A 17,825-nucleotide genomic window follows, 5' to 3' on the forward strand; every position below is an offset into this window, starting at 1 on the left:
CCGCCGTCAGCGTCGTCTTCCCGTGGTCAACGTGGCCGATGGTGCCGATGTTGACGTGCGGTTTGGAGCGTTCAAACTTTTCCTTAGCCATGATGGCCTCCTTTGTCTTTGGCGGTGCGTCCTGCGACGCACCCTACGGTGGGTAGGGTGCGGGGCCTCCCCCGCACCGCTGCTTATGCGTACTTGGCCTGGATCTCTTCCGAGATGTTCGACGGCACCGGTTCGTAGTGATCGAACTGCATCGTGAACTGCGCACGGCCCGAGGACATCGAGCGCAGCGTGTTGATGTAGCCGAACATGTTGGCCAGCGGCACGAAGGCCTGGATCGCCACGGCGTTGCCGCGGGGCGCCTGCCCCGACACCTGCCCGCGACGCGAGGTCAGGTCACCGATGATCGAGCCGGTGTATTCCTCCGGCGTGATCACCTCGACCTTCATCATCGGCTCCAGCAGCTTCGCGCCAGCCTTGCGAAGACCTTCGCGCATGCACATCCGCGAGGCGATCTCGAAGGCGAGAACCGAGGAGTCCACGTCGTGGTACTTGCCGTCCACGAGGGCCACCTTGAAGTCGATGACCGGGAAGCCGGCGAGCGGACCGGAGTCCATGACCGAGTTGATGCCCTTCTCGACGCCCGGAATGTATTCCTTGGGCACCGAGCCACCGACGATGCGGCTCTCGAACGAGTAGCCTTCGCCCGGCTCGGTCGGCGAGATGATCATCTTCACTTCGGCGAACTGACCCGAACCACCCGACTGCTTCTTGTGGGTGTAGGTGTGTTCGATCTCGTGACCGATGGTCTCACGATACGCAACCTGCGGCGCACCGATGTTCGCCTCGACCTTGAACTCCCGCTTGAGGCGGTCGACGAGGATGTCGAGGTGAAGTTCGCCCATGCCCTTCATGATCGTCTGACCGGACTCGAGGTCGGTCTCGACGCGGAAGGACGGGTCCTCGGCGGCCAGACGGGCCAGGCCCTGCGACATCTTTTCCTGGTCGGCCTTGGTCTTGGGCTCGACGGCGATCTCGATGACCGGATCGGGGAACGTCATGGTTTCGAGGACGACCTGCGCGTTGGAGGCGCAGAGCGTGTCACCGGTGGTGGTCTCTTTCAGACCGGCCAGCGCGATGATGTCACCCGCGAATGCCTCTTCGATCTCTTCCCGGTCGTTCGAGTGCATCATCATCATACGACCGATGCGCTCTTTCTTGCCCTTGGTCGAGTTCATGATGTTGTCGCCCTTGCGCAGGACGCCCGAGTAGATCCGGGTGAAGGTCAACGAGCCGACGAAGGGGTCGTTCATGATCTTGAACGCCAGCGCCGAGAACGCCATGTCGTCGTCCGCGCGGCGGGCGATGTTCCGGGTCTCGGTTTCGTCGTCCGGCGCGAAGCCCATGTAGTCGACCACGTCGAGCGGGCTCGGCAGGTAGTCGACGACCGCGTTGAGCAGCGGCTGAACGCCCTTGTTCTTGAACGCGGAGCCGCCCAGCACCGGCACGAAGCTCAGCGACAGGGTGCCTTTGCGGATCAGGCTGCGCAGGGTCGGAACGTCGGGCTCTTCGCCTTCGAGGTACGCCATCATCGCGTCGTCGTCTTGCTCGACGGCGTTCTCGATGAGGTGCGAGCGCCACTCTTCGGCGGTGTCCTTGAGCTCGTCACGGATCGGCTGACGGACCCAGGAGGCGCCCAGGTCTTCGCCCTGCCAGACCCACTCTTCCATGGTGACCAGGTCGACGATGCCTTCGAGCTTGTCCTCGGCACCGATCGGGAAGTTCACCGGAACCGGGGTCGCGCCCGTGCGGTCCTTGATCATCTGCACGCAGTTGAAGAAGTCGGCGCCGATCTTGTCCATCTTGTTGACGAACACGAGGCGCGGAACTTCGTAACGGTCGGCCTGACGCCACACCGTTTCGGTCTGCGGCTCGACACCGGCGTTGCCGTCGAGCAGCGCGACGGCGCCGTCGAGGACGGCCAGCGAACGCTCGACTTCGATGGTGAAGTCGACGTGGCCGGGGGTGTCGATGATGTTGTAGCGGAACTTGGTGTCATCCGTGCCTTCGGCGGTCGGATCTTCCTGCCACTGCCAGAAGGTGGTGGTCGCAGCCGAGGTGATGGTGATGCCCCGCTCCTGCTCCTGCTCCATCCAGTCCATCGTCGCGGCACCGTCATGCACCTCGCCGATCTTGTGCGACCGGCCGGTGTAATAAAGGATGCGCTCCGTGGTCGTGGTCTTGCCGGCATCGATGTGAGCCATGATGCCGAAGTTACGGTAGCGTTCGAGGGGATAGACGCGTGCCATTTGAATGGGCCTCTCGTGTCGAGTGTTACCAGCGGTAATGGCTGAACGCTTTGTTCGCGTCGGCCATCTTGTGGGTGTCTTCGCGCTTCTTCACGGCGGTGCCGCGACCGTTCACCGCGTCGAGCAGTTCACCGGCCAGGCGTTCTTCCATCGTGTTTTCGTTGCGGCCACGGCAGGCAGTGATCAGCCAGCGGATCGCAAGCGCTTCGCGGCGCTCGGGGCGCACTTCGACCGGCACCTGGTAGGTGGCGCCGCCAACCCGGCGGGAGCGGACCTCGACCGACGGTTTGATGTTGTCGAGCGCTTCGTGGAAGATTTCCACCGGCGCGCGCTTCACCTTGTCTTCGACGCGCGTCAGCGCGTTGTAGACGATCTTCTCGGCGGCGGATTTCTTGCCGTCGACCATGAGGTTGTTCATGAACTTGGTGAGAACCTTGTCGCCATACTTGGCGTCAGGCAGAATTTCGCGCTTCTCAGCAGCGTGACGACGGGACATTCCAGTCTCTCCTTACTTCGGACGCTTGGCGCCGTACTTCGAACGACGCTGCTTACGATCTTTGACGCCCTGGGTATCCAGAACACCGCGCAGGATGTGGTAGCGGACACCCGGAAGGTCTTTCACACGGCCGCCGCGGATGAGCACAACCGAGTGCTCCTGCAGGTTGTGGCTTTCACCGGGGATGTAGCTGATCACCTCGTAACCGTTCGTCAGGCGCACCTTGGCAACCTTACGCATGGCCGAGTTCGGCTTCTTCGGCGTCGTCGTGTAGACGCGCGTGCAGACGCCACGCTTCTGGGGGCAGGACTCCAGGTGCACCGACTTGGAGCGTTTCGTTTTCGGCTGACGCGGTTTGCGGATCAGCTGTTGGATCGTTGGCATTGGGCTCGTTTCCCCGTGTTGCAACACATTGTTGATGGGGCGCGCGCCCCGTTTCATCTCAATTTGCGCTTCGCGCGTCCGCAAAACGCAGAATACCGCACCCGCCCCAGTCAGCCGGGGCGACGCGGTGGTTATCTCAGAGGATCGGGGCGCTTGGCGCCCGGATCGTGGCCACTTCAGTTCTGTAAACGGACGCGCGGAGACAGTTCCCCTGTTGTCCGGGTGCGCGCCGTATATGGGGAGTCGTATGCCTTGTCAACGCTCATGGGCCAGAATCCAGCGGCCCACGGCGAAAAGCGCGCAAAGCTTGCACATGCGGGGATTTGCCCGGATAGTTTTACCCATTCGCGGGCCCGAGGCAAGCCGCCCGCGTCAGGACGAGGCACCCGGGCCATGACGGTCGTTTCCATCCCCCTCAGCGCCGTCCGCCGGGCTTGTCCGGGCGGGTTCCGCGGCTGATGGCACCGGTCGAGGACAGCGTCGCCATCCTGTCGCAGCGCAACGAGGGGCCGTTCCTGCTCGAATGGATCGCCTGGTACCGGATGCTGGGCTTCGACCGTATCGTGGTGATCCACAACGACTGCACCGATCATTCGCCCCAGCTCCTGCGACTACTGGAGCGCGAGGGCATCGTCTTCCAGAAGAAGCACGAGCCTGACCCGGACCGCCCGCCGCAGCCGCAGGCGCACCGCAAGGTCGCGCGCCTTCCGGTTGTGAAAAGTGCGCAGTGGGCCTTCGTCTGCGACGCCGACGAGTTCCTGGTGATTCACCCGGGCGACGGGCTGCTGGCCGACCTGATCGCGGCCTGGCCCGCGGGGGCCGAGGCGATGACGATCCATTGGAAGATCTACGGCACCGACGGGGCAGAGGCGTGGACCGATCAGCTCGTCCATCGCTCCACCACCCGCTGCGCGGCCCCGCAGGCGCAACAGAACACGCAGTTCAAGTCGCTCACCCGCCACCCGTCGCACTGGCACTGGCTGCGCTCGCATGGGCCCATCGGGTGGCGCGGACCGGGCCCCTGGGCCGAGGACGACCCGCGCGTGGTGCGCGCGGATGGCACGCCGTTTCCCGGCTACAATGCCGATGGTGCGCCCCTCAATGGGACCGGGCGGGAGGAGATCACCCATGCTCTTGCGCAGGTGAACCACTACGCGCTGCAATCACGCGAGCGCTTCGCCCTGAAGGAAGGCACCCGCAGCGCGGCGGCGCATCTGGACCGCTACTCCGAGGATTTCTTCCGGCGCTTCGATCACAACGGGGACGACGACCCGGTGGCGCTGAAATACGCTGCGCGCTTCGACGCGGAACATGCCGCGCTGAGGGCGATCCCGGGGGTCCTGCGGCTCCACCACCTGTGCTGCGCGGATTACCTTGCCGCCATCGCCGCCAAGCTCGGACGTCCGGAGGCGGCCTATCCGGCCATCGCCGTCCACCGCGAGACGGCGGCGGCACTTCCGCGCCACGCCACGCCCGCCGGGGATTAGTGGATGCGCGCGCCCTGCGCCTCGATGGCCGCCTGCACCCGGCCGATGTCGACATCCGCCAGCGCACAACCCGCCTTCACCGAGAGCGCGGCGGCGACGCCGGCCCCCTGCCCCGCCACGGCGCAGCAGGCCATGTTGCGCGTCGCGGCATGGGCGATGCGGTCGCCCCCGATGGCGCGACCCGCGACCAGCAGGTTCTCGACCTTCTTGGGCAGCATGGCCCGGTAGGGGATCTGCATGTAGCGCCCCGTGGTGGGCAGGATCAGCACGCCGTAGCCGTCGATGAATTCCGGGTAGATGCCGATCGTGTCGTCGAACCGGCCCTCGTGGCGCACGTCGGCCTCGGTCATGTTGTAGACCGCGTCGATCTTGCGGGTATCCCGGATGCCGATGGACATGCCGAAGTTGCGCAGGCGCACGCCCTCGCAGCCCGGCGTGTAGCGGCGCAGCGCGTCGATGGCCTGCATCGCCTGGCGCCGCCCCTCGATCTCGAACCGGGTCAGGCTGTCGGGGTCCGTCCCGTCGCAGCCGGCAAGGTGGACGAGGTTCATGTAGGTCATCTCACCGCTGTCGTGCACCGCGCCCCAGGTGCCGCCGATGGTGTTGAGATGCGCCGGGATATGTCCCTCGTCGATGGCCTGCGCGAAGGGCTTGCGCAGGAACGGCGAGAACATGGCGTCTTCCTTGCCGTCCGTCTCGACCTCCCACTCCCCGGTGGACCAGTCCTTGTAGGTCTGCGGGTCGGCCGCGACACCCGCCATGAAAGCGCGCTTGTCGACGCCGGCGAGGTGGAACATGACGCTTGCCGCCTGCATCTCTTCGACCGGGGTCTTGTGGGTGGGCGCACCCGCGCGGTGGGCCACGTCCGCATCGCCCGTGGCGTCGATCACCCGGCGCGCGAGGATCGCCTCGCGGCCCGCCTTGGATTCGACGACCACGCCCGCGATCGCGTCGCCGTCCATGATCGGGGCCACGAACTGCCGGTGGAGCATCGGGTGGATGCCCGCCTCCTCGACCAGCGCGTCGGCCACGAGCTTGAACCCTTCACTGTCGAGCTCGTAGCTCAGCGACTGGCTTTCTGGCACCGCCGCGCCCATCGCCTTGGCACGCTCTTCGAATTCCCAGCCGATCCCGCCGGACTCGACAGTCTTTTCATGCCGGTACCAGGCAAAGCCTTCGACGCCGACCACGGTGATGTTGCCGCCGAAACAGCCGAAGCGTTCGAGCAACGTGACCGAGACGCCCTCGCGCGCGGCGGCGAGCGCGGCGGCCAGCCCGCCGGGGCCCGAGCCGACGACGAGCACGTCGGTTTCGTGGATGACCGGGGTTTGCCGTGCGGGTTCATCCACCGTCTTCTGCGCCATCGCGTGTTGCCTCCCTGTCGTGCCGTGCGGCCACCCGGCCGCGATTGAGCCGGGTTTGCATCACGGCCCGACCCCATAGGCAAGCCGCGATTTCGCAACGTCAAGCCACGCAACGAAAAAGCCCCGCCGAGGGGCGGGGCTTTTCCTTGTCCTGTCAATGCGATCAGGGCTGCTCGTCGTCGCCCGTTTCCGGGGTTTCGACCAGGCCGCTGTCGCCGAACGGATCGGCTTCGGCTTCCGGACCCGCCAGAGCCGCCGCCGCTTCGGCCTCGGCCCGCGCTTCCTCGATGACCTTGCGGTCCCGCTCCTGCGCGATGTGGCGCACCTTCATGGTCGCGCCGCCGGTGCCCGCAGGGATCAACCGGCCGACGATGACGTTCTCTTTCAGGCCGACAAGCTTGTCGCGCTTGCCCTGCACCGAGGCTTCGGTGAGCACACGGGTCGTTTCCTGGAACGACGCCGCCGAGATGAACGACCGGGTCTGGAGCGAAGCCTTGGTGATCCCGAGCAGGATCGGCTGCCCCTCGGCCGGGCGTGCACCCTTGGCCAGAGCCTTCTCGTTCGCCGCGTCGAACTCGGCCTTGTCGACATGCTCGCCCTTGAGAAGGGTGGTCTCGCCCGAGTCCATGATCTCCCATTTCTGGAGCATCTGGCGCACGATGACCTCGATGTGCTTGTCGTTGATCTTCACGCCCTGCAGTCGATAGACGTCCTGCACCTCGTTGATCATGTACTCGGCCAGCGCCTCGACGCCCATGATGGCGAGAATGTCATGGGGGGCAGGGTTGCCGTCCATGATGTACTCGCCCTTCTGGATGAAGTCGCCCTCGGCCACCGGGATGTGTTTACCCTTCGGAACCATGTATTCCACGGTCTCCAGGTTCTCATCCGACGGCTCGATCGCGATACGGCGCTTGTTCTTGTAGTCGCGGCCGAAGCGCACGTAACCATCGACTTCGGCGATGATCGCGTGATCCTTCGGACGACGGGCTTCGAAGAGTTCGGCCACACGCGGCAGACCGCCGGTGATGTCCTTCGTCTTCGCCCCTTCACGCGGGATACGCGCGACCACGTCACCGGCCTGCACCTCGGCCCCGTCTTCGACCGACAGAATGGCGTCGACCGACATCGGGTAGGTGATCGGGTTGCCCTGATCGTTGCGCACAGGCTCACCGTCCTCACCCACGAGGATGAGTTCCGGCTTGAGGTCCGACCCTTTCGGGGCGGCGCGCCAGTCGGTCACGATCTTCTGGGTCATGCCGGTCGCGTCGTCGGTTTCGTCGCGCACCGAGATGCCCGAAACGAGGTCGACGAACTTCACCGTGCCACCCGCTTCCGCGATGATCGGCAGGGTGTAGGGGTCCCATTCGAACAGCTTGTCGCCGCGTGCGATCTTCTGCTTGTCCTCGACGAACAGCTTGGAGCCGTAGCCGGGCTTGTAGCTCGCACGTTCCACGCCGTTCTCATCCATGACCGCGACCTGCATGTTGCGGCCCATGATGATGAGCTCACCCGCCGCGTTGGTCAGGGTGTTGGCGTTGCGGAACTCGATCGTGCCTTCCTGACCGGCTTCCTGGAACGACTGCTGGCCACCCTGGGCAATGCCGCCGATGTGGAAGGTCCGCATCGTCAGCTGGGTGCCCGGTTCACCGATCGACTGCGCCGCGATGATGCCGACGGCTTCGCCGACGTTCACCTTGGTGCCACGCGCAAGGTCACGGCCATAGCAGTTGGCGCAGACGCCCTCTTCGGCTTCACAGGTCAGCGGGCTGCGGATCCGGATGGACGCGACGCCCGCCTCCTCGACCGCATCGGCCTTGCGCTCGTCGATCAGCTCGCCCTTCGCCAGGACGATCTCGCCGGTCGCCGGATCGGTCACGTCGTCGGCCGCGACACGGCCGAGGATACGCTCGGCCAGCGTGGCGACGACTTCACCGTCGTTGACCGCCGCGCTCGCGGTGATCGCGTTCTCGGTGCCGCAGTCGTTCTGACGCACGATGCAGTCCTGCGCCACGTCGACAAGACGACGGGTCAGGTACCCCGAGTTCGCGGTCTTCAGCGCGGTATCGGCCAGACCCTTACGGGCGCCGTGGGTCGAGTTGAAGTACTCGAGCACGGTGAGGCCTTCCTTGAAGTTCGAGATGATCGGCGTTTCGATGATCTCGCCCGACGGCTTGGCCATCAGGCCGCGCATCCCGCCCAGCTGCTTCATCTGGGCCGGCGAACCCCGCGCACCGGAGTGCGACATCATGTAGACCGAGTTCGGCTCCATCTCGGCGCCCGCGTCGTCGTAACGCACGGCCGAGATTTCGCCCATCATCGCGTCGGCGACCTGGTCGGAACACTTCGACCAGGCATCGACCACCTTGTTGTACTTCTCGCCAAGGGTGATGAGGCCGTCCATGTACTGCTGTTCGAATTCCTTCACTTGCTCGCGGACGCTGTCCACGATGGTCCACTTGGAATCCGGGATGACCATGTCGTCCTTGCCGAACGAGATGCCGGCCTTGAACGCTTCCTTGAAGCCCATCGACATGATCTGGTCACAGAAGATGACCGACTCCTTCTGACCGCAGTAGCGGTAGACGGTGTCGATGACCTGCTGCACCTCTTTCTTGCGGAGCAGGCGGTTGACCAGGTCGAACGGCGCCTTGGCGTTGAGCGGCAGAAGCGCGCCCAGGAGCATCCGGCCCGGCGTCGTGTCGTAGCGCTTGTAGATTTCCTGGCCGGTCTCGTCGATCTGCTTGATGCGGGCCTGGACCTTGGAGTGTAGGTGCACCTCGCCCGCGTCGAGCGCGTGACGCACTTCGTCCACGTCCGAGAAGATCATGCCTTCCCCGACCATGCCCTCGCGCTCCATCGTGATGTAGTAGAGGCCCAGGATCATGTCCTGCGACGGCACGATGATCGGCGCGCCGTTGGCGGGCGACAGCACGTTGTTGGTCGACATCATCAGCACACGCGCTTCAAGCTGGGCTTCCAGCGAGAGCGGCACGTGAACGGCCATCTGGTCACCGTCGAAGTCGGCGTTGAAGGCCGAGCAGACGAGCGGGTGAAGCTGGATGGCCTTGCCTTCGATGAGGATCGGCTCGAACGCCTGGATGCCAAGACGGTGCAGCGTGGGCGCGCGGTTCAGCAGAACCGGGTGCTCACGGATGACTTCGTCGAGGATGTCCCAGACCTCTGGGCGTTCCTTCTCGACCAGTTTCTTCGCCTGCTTCACGGTCGACGACAGGCCCTTGGCCTCCAGCCGCGAATAGATGAACGGCTTGAAGAGCTCGAGCGCCATCTTCTTGGGCAGGCCGCACTGGTGCAGCTTGAGCTCCGGGCCGGTCACGATGACCGAACGGCCCGAGAAGTCGACCCGCTTACCCAGAAGGTTCTGGCGGAAGCGGCCCTGCTTGCCCTTGAGCATGTCCGACAGCGACTTCAGCGGGCGCTTGTTGGCGCCGGTGATGACGCGGCCGCGGCGGCCGTTGTCGAAGAGCGCGTCGACGGATTCCTGGAGCATCCGCTTTTCGTTGCGCACGATGATGTCCGGCGCACGAAGCTCGATCAGGCGCTTCAGGCGGTTGTTCCGGTTGATGACGCGGCGATACAGGTCGTTGAGGTCCGACGTGGCGAACCGGCCGCCGTCCAGCGGGACGAGCGGGCGCAGTTCCGGCGGAATGACCGGGATCACGGTGAGGATCATCCACTCCGGGCGGTTGCCGGATTCGATGAAGTTCTCGACGACCTTGAGGCGCTTGATGATCTTCTTCGGCTTCAGCTCGCCGGTGGCCTCGGCCAGGTCGGCGCGCAGCTGCTCGGCCTCGCTCTCGAGGTCGATCATCGAGAGCATTTCGCGGATCGCTTCAGCGCCGATGTTGGCGGTGAAGGCGTCCATGCCGTAGGTGTCCTGCGCGTCGAGGAATTCCTCCTCGGTCATCAGCTGGCCGTACTGCAGGTCGGTCAGACCCGGCTCGATCACCACGTAGTTCTCGAAGTAGAGAATCCGCTCGAGATCGCGCAGCGTCATGTCCAGCATGAGGCCGATGCGGCTGGGCAGCGACTTCAGGAACCAGATGTGGGCGACGGGCGCGGCCAGCTCGATGTGGCCCATCCGTTCGCGGCGCACCTTCTGGAGCGTCACCTCGACACCGCATTTCTCGCAGACGACGCCGCGATACTTCATGCGCTTGTATTTGCCGCAAAGGCATTCGTAGTCCTTGATCGGCCCGAAGATACGGGCGCAGAACAGGCCGTCACGTTCCGGCTTGAACGTCCGGTAGTTGATCGTCTCGGGCTTCTTGATCTCGCCATACGACCACGACAGGATCCGTTCCGGCGACGCGAGGCTCACCTTGATCTCGTCGAAGATCTTCTGGGAAGCCAGCGGGTTGAACGGGTTGGTTGTGAGTTCCTGGTTCATTTTGAATCCTCAAATCTGTGCGGAAAGTGGGGTGGCGGGCCGAAGCCCGCCGGGTCCGTGGATCACTCCACGTCGTCCTCCCCTTCCACATCCAGGAGTTCCATGTTGAGGCCGAGACCCCGGACTTCCTTCACGAGCACGTTGAAGCTTTCCGGCACGCCGGCTTCGAAGTTGTCCTCGCCCTTGACGATCGACTCGTAGACCTTGGTGCGGCCCGCGACGTCGTCCGACTTGACGGTGAGCATCTCCTGCAGCGTGTAGGCGGCGCCGTAGGCTTCGAGCGCCCAGACTTCCATTTCCCCGAAGCGCTGACCGCCGAACTGGGCCTTGCCGCCCAGCGGCTGCTGGGTGACGAGGCTGTAGGGCCCGGTCGAACGCGCGTGGATCTTGTCGTCCACGAGGTGGTGAAGCTTGAGCAGGTACTTGACGCCCACGGTGACCGGACGCGCGAACTGCTCGCCGGTGCGGCCATCATAGAGAACCGACTGGCCGGACTGGTCGAAGCCGGCGCGCACGAGCGCGTCGTTGACCTCGGGCTCCTTCGCGCCGTCGAAGACCGGCGTCGCGATCGGAACACCACGGGTCACGTTCGACGCCGCCTCGACGAGGCGCTCTTCGTCCATGTCCGCGATCCCGTCCTCGTAGACGTCGTCGCCATAGGCCAGGCGCATCGCATCACGCACCGGGGTCAGGTCGCCGGAGCGGCGGTATTCACCGAGCGCTTCGTCGATCTGGATGCCCAGGCCGCGCGAGGCCCAACCCATGTGGGTCTCGAGGATCTGCCCGACGTTCATCCGCGACGGCACGCCGAGCGGGTTGAGGCAGAAGTCGACCGGGGTACCGTCCTGAAGGAACGGCATGTCTTCCATCGGCACGACGCGCGAGATGACACCCTTGTTGCCGTGACGGCCGGCCATCTTGTCGCCCGGCTGAAGCTTGCGCTTCACGGCGATGAAGACCTTGACCATCTTCATCACGCCCGGCGGCAGGTCGTCGCCACGACGGACCTTCTCGACCTTGTCCTCGAAGCGGTGCTCGAGGGCACGCTTCTGGGCCTCGTACTGGCTGTGCAGCGCCTCGACCTGCTGGGCGTCGGTCTCGTCCTCGAGGGCGAGCTGCCACCACTGGCCGCGGCTCAGGCTTTCCAGCAGGTCCGCGGTGATCTCGGACCCCGCCTTGACGCCTTTCGGCCCCTTCACGGCGGTCTTGCCTTCGATCATCGTGCGCAGGCGCGCAAAGATGTTGCGCTCGAGAATGGCAAGCTCGTCGTCCCGGTCACGGGCCAGACGCTCGACTTCCTCACGCTCGATCTGAAGTGCACGCTCGTCCTTCTCGACACCGTGACGATTGAAGACACGCACTTCCACGACGGTGCCGTAGTCGCCCGGCTTCACCCGCAGCGAGGTGTCGCGCACGTCGGAGGCCTTTTCACCGAAGATGGCGCGGAGCAGTTTCTCCTCCGGCGTCATCGGGCTTTCGCCCTTCGGGGTGATCTTGCCCACGAGAATGTCGCCCGGCTCCACGTCGGCGCCGATGTAGACGATGCCCGCCTCGTCGAGGTTGCGCAGGGCTTCCTCGCCGACGTTCGGGATGTCGCGGGTGATCTCTTCCGGCCCGAGCTTGGTGTCACGGGCGGCGACTTCGAATTCCTCGATGTGGATCGAGGTGAAGACGTCGTCACGCGCGATGCGCTCGGAGATCAGGATCGAGTCCTCGTAGTTGTAGCCGTTCCACGGCATGAACGCGACGACCACGTTCTTGCCGAGCGCCAGTTCCCCCATGTCGGTGGACGGACCATCGGCGATGACTTCGCCTTTCTCGACGGACTGGCCGACCTTCACCAGCGGACGCTGGTTGATGGCGGTGTTCTGGTTCGAACGCTGGAACTTGCGCATCCGGTAGATGTCGACGCCCGGGTCGCCGACCTCGAGGTCGGCGGTGGCGCGCACGACGATCCGGGTGGCGTCCACCTGGTCGATCACGCCGGCCCGCTTGGCCTGGATGGCCGCGCCGGAGTCGATGGCGACCTTGCCCTCGATGCCGGTGCCCACGAGCGGGGCTTCGGCACGCAGCAGCGGCACGGCCTGCTTCTGCATGTTCGAGCCCATCAGAGCGCGGTTCGCGTCGTCGTTTTCGAGGAACGGGATGAGCGAGGCCGCGACCGACACCAGCTGCTTCGGCGAGACGTCGATCAGGTCCACGTTCTCGACCGGGGCCAGGGTGTATTCACCGGACTGGCGGGTGTTGACCATCTCGTTGACGAACTTGCCCTCTTCATCGAGCTGCGCGTTCGCCTGCGCCACGGTGTGACGCATTTCCTCGGTCGCCGACATGTAGGTCACGTCGTCGGACACCTTGCCTCCCTCGACCTTGCGGTAGGGGGTTTCGATGAAGCCGTACTTGTTGACCCGCGCGAAGGAGGCGAGGTTGTTGATCAGGCCGATGTTCGGACCTTCCGGCGTCTCGATCGGGCACATCCGGCCGTAGTGGGTCGGGTGCACGTCGCGCACTTCGAAGCCCGCGCGTTCACGCGTCAGGCCGCCCGGCCCGAGCGCCGAGAGGCGCCGCTTGTGCGACACTTCCGAAAGCGGGTTGGTCTGGTCCATGAACTGCGACAGCTGCGAGGAGCCGAAGAATTCGCGCACCGCGGCCGCGGCCGGTTTCGCGTTGATCAGGTCCTGCGGCATGACGGTGTCGATCTCGACCGACGACATGCGCTCCTTGATCGCGCGCTCCATGCGCAGGAGGCCGACGCGGTACTGGTTCTCCATCAGTTCGCCGACCGAACGCACACGACGGTTGCCGAGGTGGTCGATGTCGTCCACTTCGCCCTTGCCGTCACGCAGTTCCACCAGCGCCTTCACACAGGCGACGATGTCTTCCTTGCGCAGCGTGCGCTGGGTGTCCTCGGCGTCGAGCGCGAGGCGCATGTTCATCTTCACCCGGCCCACGGCGGACAGGTCGTAACGCTCGCTGTCGAAGAAGAGCTGGTCGAACAGGGTCGACGCGGCTTCGACGGTGGGCGGTTCGCCCGGACGCATGACGCGGTAGATGTCCATGAGCGCGGTGTCGCGGTTCATGTTCTTGTCCGCGGCCATCGTGTTGCGGATGTAGGGGCCGACCGTGACGTTGTCGATGTCGAGCACCGGGATGTCGGTGATGCCCGCGTCGATCAGGTCCTTCACCGAACCGCCGATCAGGTCGCCGTCCTTGTCGTACTCGAGCGTCAGCTCGTCACCGGCCTCGACGTAGATCGCGCCGGTTTCCTCGTTGATGATGTCCTTGGCCACGTAGCGGCCCACGATCGCGTCGAAGGGAACGAGGATGTTCTCGACCTTGCCCTCGTCGATGAGCTTCTTGACCGCGCGCGGGGTGACCTTCTTGCCGGCTTCGAACAGGATCTCGCCGCTGTCGCCGTCGACGATGTCCATGTTCGGACGGGTGCCGCGGATGCGCTCGGGGAAGAACTTCGTCTTCCAGCCCTTGTTCTTCTCCAGCGTGTAGTCGACCGTGTTGTAATAGGCATCCATGATGCCTTCCTGGTCGAGACCCAGCGCATAGAGCAGGGTCGTCACCGGGAGCTTCCGGCGGCGGTCGATGCGCGCGAAGACGATGTCCTTGGCGTCGAATTCGAAGTCGAGCCACGAGCCGCGGTAGGGAATGATGCGGCAGGCGAAGAGCAGCTTGCCCGAAGCGTGCGTCTTGCCCTTGTCGTGGTCGAAGAACACGCCCGGCGAGCGGTGCATCTGGGAAACGATGACGCGCTCGGTGCCGTTCACCACGAAGGTGCCGTTCGGGGTCATCAGGGGCATGTCGCCCATGAAGACGTCCTGTTCCTTGATGTCCTTCACGGACTTGGCGCCGGTGTCCTCGTCCACGTCGAACACGATCAGGCGCAGGGTGACCTTCAGCGGCGCGCTGTAAGTCATGTCGCGCTGCTGGCACTCTTCCACGTCGTACTTGGGGTGCTCGAGTTCGTAGCGGACGAATTCCAGCGTCGCCGTCTCGTTGAAATCCGAGATCGGGAAGACCGACTGGAACACACCCTTGATGCCTTCGCCGTCCATCGGCTCGGGCTGGTCACCGGAATTGAGAAACAGGTCGTACGAGGCCTTCTGGACCTCGATCAGGTTCGGCATCTCCAGCACTTCGCGGATTTTGCCGTAGTATTTGCGAAGACGTTTCTGGCCGAGATAGGACGTCGCCATAAGGTATGCACCTTTTCAGTTTTCTCACTGACACGCAGGGCCGCCGGGGCACCGGCCTGCATGCCGCTCGAAACGGGGGTTCGGATCCATACCTGGAAACCCTCCCACAGGTTTCCGCCCGATCCGTGAACCGCGCCTTGGAGAGGGTCACCGGGCCGCGCCCGCGAATGGCCCTCGCCAAGACAGGTTCGGCTGGGCCCGGAAAATCCGGACCCAGCCTCGATATCACAGGGTGGGCATGCCCACCTGGACCTTAGGCCAGCTCGACTTCGGCGCCAGCGCCTTCCAGCTTGCCCTTGATGTCTTCGGCTTCCGCCTTGTCGACACCTTCCTTGATCTTGCCGCCGGCTTCGACCAGTTCCTTGGCTTCTTTCAGGCCAAGACCGGTGATGCCGCGAACTTCCTTGATGACGGCAATCTTGTTGCCACCAGCCGACTTGAGAACGACGTCGAATTCCGTCTTCTCTTCTTCGGCGGCGCCACCGGCGTCGCCGGCCGGGCCGGCCATCATGACGGCGCCGCCGGAGGCGGGCTCGATGCCGTATTCTTCTTTCAGGATTTCTTTCAGTTCCTGAGCTTCGAGAAGGGTCAGACCCACGATCTCTTCAGCAAGTTTCTTCAGATCAGCCATTGTACTGTTTCCGTTCTAGTCAGATGTGTTCCAACGTCTGCGTTTGCAACGCTACGTCGGCCTCTTGATTGCTTACGCAGCCTTGTCCTCGATCGTGGACAGGATGGATGCGATGTTCGAAGCAGGGGCGCCAATGGCACCGGCGATGTTCGACGCGGGCGCACCGATGCAGGACGCGATCTGAGCAAGCAGCTCTTCGCGCGACGGCATCTGTGCGACACGGCCGACACCAGCGGTGTCGAGTGCCTCCCCGCCCATAGCACCACCAAGGATCTTGAGTTTCTCATTACCCTTGGCGTACTTGTCCATGACCTTGGCCGCAGCCACGGGGTCTTCGGAATAGGCGAGTACGGTCATGCCCGTCAGGTAATCGGCGATCGAAGCCGCCTCTTTGCCTTCAAGGGCGATCTTGGCAAGCCTGTTCTTGGCAACACGCACCGAACCACCCGCTTCACGCATCTGCGCGCGGAGGTCCTGCATTTCAGCAACCGTGAGACCTTCGTAGTGGGCAACCACGACGACGCCAGAGCTTTCGAAGATCTGGCCGAGTTCGTCGACCACTTTCTCTTTCTGGGCTCTATCCACAGTTTCACTCCAAGTATGGAAGGTGTGACCCTTCCGGCTCATGTTTCACCGGATGCGAAGCACCCGATGGTCGGGTCCTTACGGGTCCATCCAAGATCACCCGAGGCGCCTGGCGGCGACCCGAAGAAATCTGGTCTTTTCCCGTCTCAGGCAGGATTTATGGATTGCTCCACCCACCGTCTCGGACGAATCGTCAGGCGCACTGACAGCATCAGCACACCGGACCGGGCGGGGTTTAGAGGGAAAAAGTCGGATTGTGAAGGGGGAAAATGCCACAGGCGCGTGATCAGCGATCACCCGCAGCCCGTCACCCCCGGAATGTTCGATCAGTATATCAGCTCGGGCGCGGCGCGGCGAGGAAAAACTGGGATGCCCCCTGCCCCGCGCCCGGGCATGGACGGGCCCGAAGGCCCGCCCGACGCATCTGCGGATTACAGTCCGAGACGCGAATTCAGCTCGGCCAGCGCCTCGGCCGACAGGGTCAGCGACCCCTCGCGCGTGGCAGCCAGCGCGGCATAGGCGTCGCCGAATTCTTCTTCGAGCTGGTCGACGATGGCGCGCGCCGCGTCGAGCTCTTCCTGGTAGGCCTCCTGCTCTTCTTCGCTGATCTCGCCATCGTCATCATCGTCAAAGAGTTCGAGCATGGCCTCTTCGGTGATGTCTTCGAGGGTGGCGACCTCCTGGCGGGCAACGTTGACGTCCTGGATGTCGTCGATCGTGAGGCCACCCGTCTGCTGGTAGGCGTAGAGACGGCCCGGCATGCTGTCGGGATCGGCGTTCTCGAGACCGTTCTGGCTGGCGTTCGAGGCATTGAGGCCTTTCAGCTCGGACGAAATCTCACCCCACTGGCCACCGCTGCGCGCGTCGGCCATCATTTGGCCGTGGCCGTTGCCGCCGGCGTTCGCATGCGCCGCAGCGGAAGCGCCGCCGCCATTGCCGTTTCCGTTGCCACCCGGCTCGGCCAGCAGCGCGGACGGGGCCGCGGCCATCGTGGTCGCTGCGGCGAGCGCGAAGATCTTTGTGAGAGAGTTGGTCATCTTTTCCTCCATTATCGCCCGGCGTCCGAAGCACGACCGAGCTCTTATTTGCGTGAGTGTGGATGCACCCGTAACGCGTTGGAGTCGCGAGGGTTCATCGTGACCGCATTGGCACGCAAAGATGGCAAAAAAACGCCCGTTCGGATGCCCTTCGTCGGAAGGTTCCCGCCGATCAAAAAGAAAGGCGCCCGAAGGCGCCTTCCATTTATTCGCAATGTGAGCAGGCTCAGTTGCCGGTCGCGCTTTCGACGCTGACCGAGACGCCCGGGCCCATCGTCGAAGAAAGCGAAACCTTCTTCATGTAGGAGCCCTTGGCACCGGCCGGCTTGGCCTTGGAGACGGCGTCCACGAAGGCGCGCACGTTCTCGACCAGCTTGCCCTCGTCGAACGAGGCCTTGCCGATACCGGCGTGGACGACGCCCGCCTTCTCGACCTTGAACTGGACCTCGCCGCCCTTGGCGGCTTCGACGGCTTCCTTGACGTCCATCGTCACCGTGCCGACCTTCGGGTTCGGCATCAGGTTGCGCGGGCCGAGCACTTTGCCCAGGCGGCCGACGATCGGCATCATGTCAGGGGTCGCGATGCAGCGGTCGAAGTTGATTTCGCCGTTCTGCACGGTTTCCATCAGGTCTTCGGCGCCGACGATATCGGCCCCGGCAGCCTTGGCTTCTTCCGCCTTGTCACCGCGGGCGAACACGGCGACGCGAACGTCCTTGCCGGTGCCGTTGGGCAGCGAAACCTTGCCACGGACCATCTGGTCGGCGTGGCGCGGGTCGACGCCGAGGTTCATCGCGATCTCGACCGATTCATCGAACTTCGCCGAGGCGTTGGACTTCACCAGCGCGACAGCTTCTTCGACGGTCAGGTTCTCTTTGCCGGCGAAAGCTTCGCGGGCGGCACGGGTGCGTTTTCCAAGCTTTGCCAT

At 64.3% G+C, this 17,825-nt stretch carries 12 protein-coding genes; 1 reads left to right on the plus strand and 11 read right to left on the minus strand.

The window, feature by feature from the left end:
* The 4 genes from GQE99_RS20755 to rpsL form a co-directional block, all read right to left on the minus strand.
* Nucleotides 1–91 (minus strand): GTP-binding protein (locus GQE99_RS20755; protein WP_202530955.1); only part of this gene is annotated, 91 nt, incomplete at its 3' end.
* Between the two features lie 82 nt (nt 92–173).
* A complete protein-coding gene (fusA, locus tag GQE99_RS20760; RefSeq protein ID WP_161353842.1) occupies nt 174–2,297 on the minus strand; it encodes an elongation factor G in 2,124 nt (707 codons plus the stop codon).
* Nucleotides 2,298–2,322: 25 nt separating this feature from the next.
* Nucleotides 2,323–2,793 carry a 30S ribosomal protein S7 gene (gene rpsG / locus GQE99_RS20765; RefSeq protein ID WP_161353843.1) on the minus strand — a complete coding sequence of 157 codons (471 nt, stop codon included), beginning with the start codon at nt 2,791–2,793 and terminating at the stop codon, nt 2,323–2,325.
* Nucleotides 2,794–2,805: 12 nt separating this feature from the next.
* A complete protein-coding gene (gene rpsL / locus GQE99_RS20770) occupies nt 2,806–3,177 on the minus strand; it encodes a 30S ribosomal protein S12 (RefSeq protein ID WP_161353844.1) in 372 nt (123 codons plus the stop codon).
* A 458-nt stretch (nt 3,178–3,635) separates the two neighbouring features.
* Here rpsL and GQE99_RS20775 point away from each other — a divergent pair, with 458 nt between their 5' ends.
* Nucleotides 3,636–4,664 (plus strand): glycosyltransferase family 2 protein, encoded by a 1,029-nt coding sequence (locus GQE99_RS20775; protein WP_161353845.1) that lies wholly within the window; start codon nt 3,636–3,638, stop codon nt 4,662–4,664.
* Here the strand turns inward: GQE99_RS20775 and GQE99_RS20780 are convergent.
* The 7 genes from GQE99_RS20780 to rplA form a co-directional block, all read right to left on the minus strand.
* Nucleotides 4,661–6,028, minus strand: a complete 1,368-nt coding sequence (locus GQE99_RS20780) for an FAD-dependent oxidoreductase (RefSeq protein WP_161353846.1) — start codon at nt 6,026–6,028, stop codon at nt 4,661–4,663. The genes GQE99_RS20775 and GQE99_RS20780 overlap by 4 nt on opposite strands.
* A gap of 163 nt (nt 6,029–6,191) precedes the next feature.
* Complete coding sequence (gene rpoC / locus GQE99_RS20785) at nt 6,192–10,439, minus strand: DNA-directed RNA polymerase subunit beta' (protein ID WP_161353847.1); 4,248 nt, start codon at nt 10,437–10,439, stop codon at nt 6,192–6,194.
* 62 nt (nt 10,440–10,501) lie between these two features.
* Nucleotides 10,502–14,647, minus strand: coding sequence for a DNA-directed RNA polymerase subunit beta (rpoB, locus tag GQE99_RS20790; protein ID WP_161353848.1), 4,146 nt, complete (start codon nt 14,645–14,647; stop codon nt 10,502–10,504).
* A 253-nt stretch (nt 14,648–14,900) separates the two neighbouring features.
* Nucleotides 14,901–15,278, minus strand: coding sequence for a 50S ribosomal protein L7/L12 (gene rplL / locus GQE99_RS20795; protein ID WP_161353849.1), 378 nt, complete (start codon nt 15,276–15,278; stop codon nt 14,901–14,903).
* 72 nt (nt 15,279–15,350) lie between these two features.
* The gene (rplJ, locus tag GQE99_RS20800; protein ID WP_161353879.1) at nt 15,351–15,863 is read right to left on the minus strand and encodes a 50S ribosomal protein L10; all 513 of its coding nucleotides are present in this window, start codon (nt 15,861–15,863) and stop codon (nt 15,351–15,353) included.
* A 431-nt stretch (nt 15,864–16,294) separates the two neighbouring features.
* Nucleotides 16,295–16,900 carry a hypothetical protein gene (locus tag GQE99_RS20805; protein ID WP_161353850.1) on the minus strand — a complete coding sequence of 202 codons (606 nt, stop codon included), beginning with the start codon at nt 16,898–16,900 and terminating at the stop codon, nt 16,295–16,297.
* Between the two features lie 226 nt (nt 16,901–17,126).
* A complete protein-coding gene (rplA, locus tag GQE99_RS20810; protein ID WP_161353851.1) occupies nt 17,127–17,825 on the minus strand; it encodes a 50S ribosomal protein L1 in 699 nt (232 codons plus the stop codon).

The organism is Maritimibacter harenae (assembly GCF_009882975.1).
GTDB lineage: Bacteria > Pseudomonadota > Alphaproteobacteria > Rhodobacterales > Rhodobacteraceae > Maritimibacter > Maritimibacter harenae.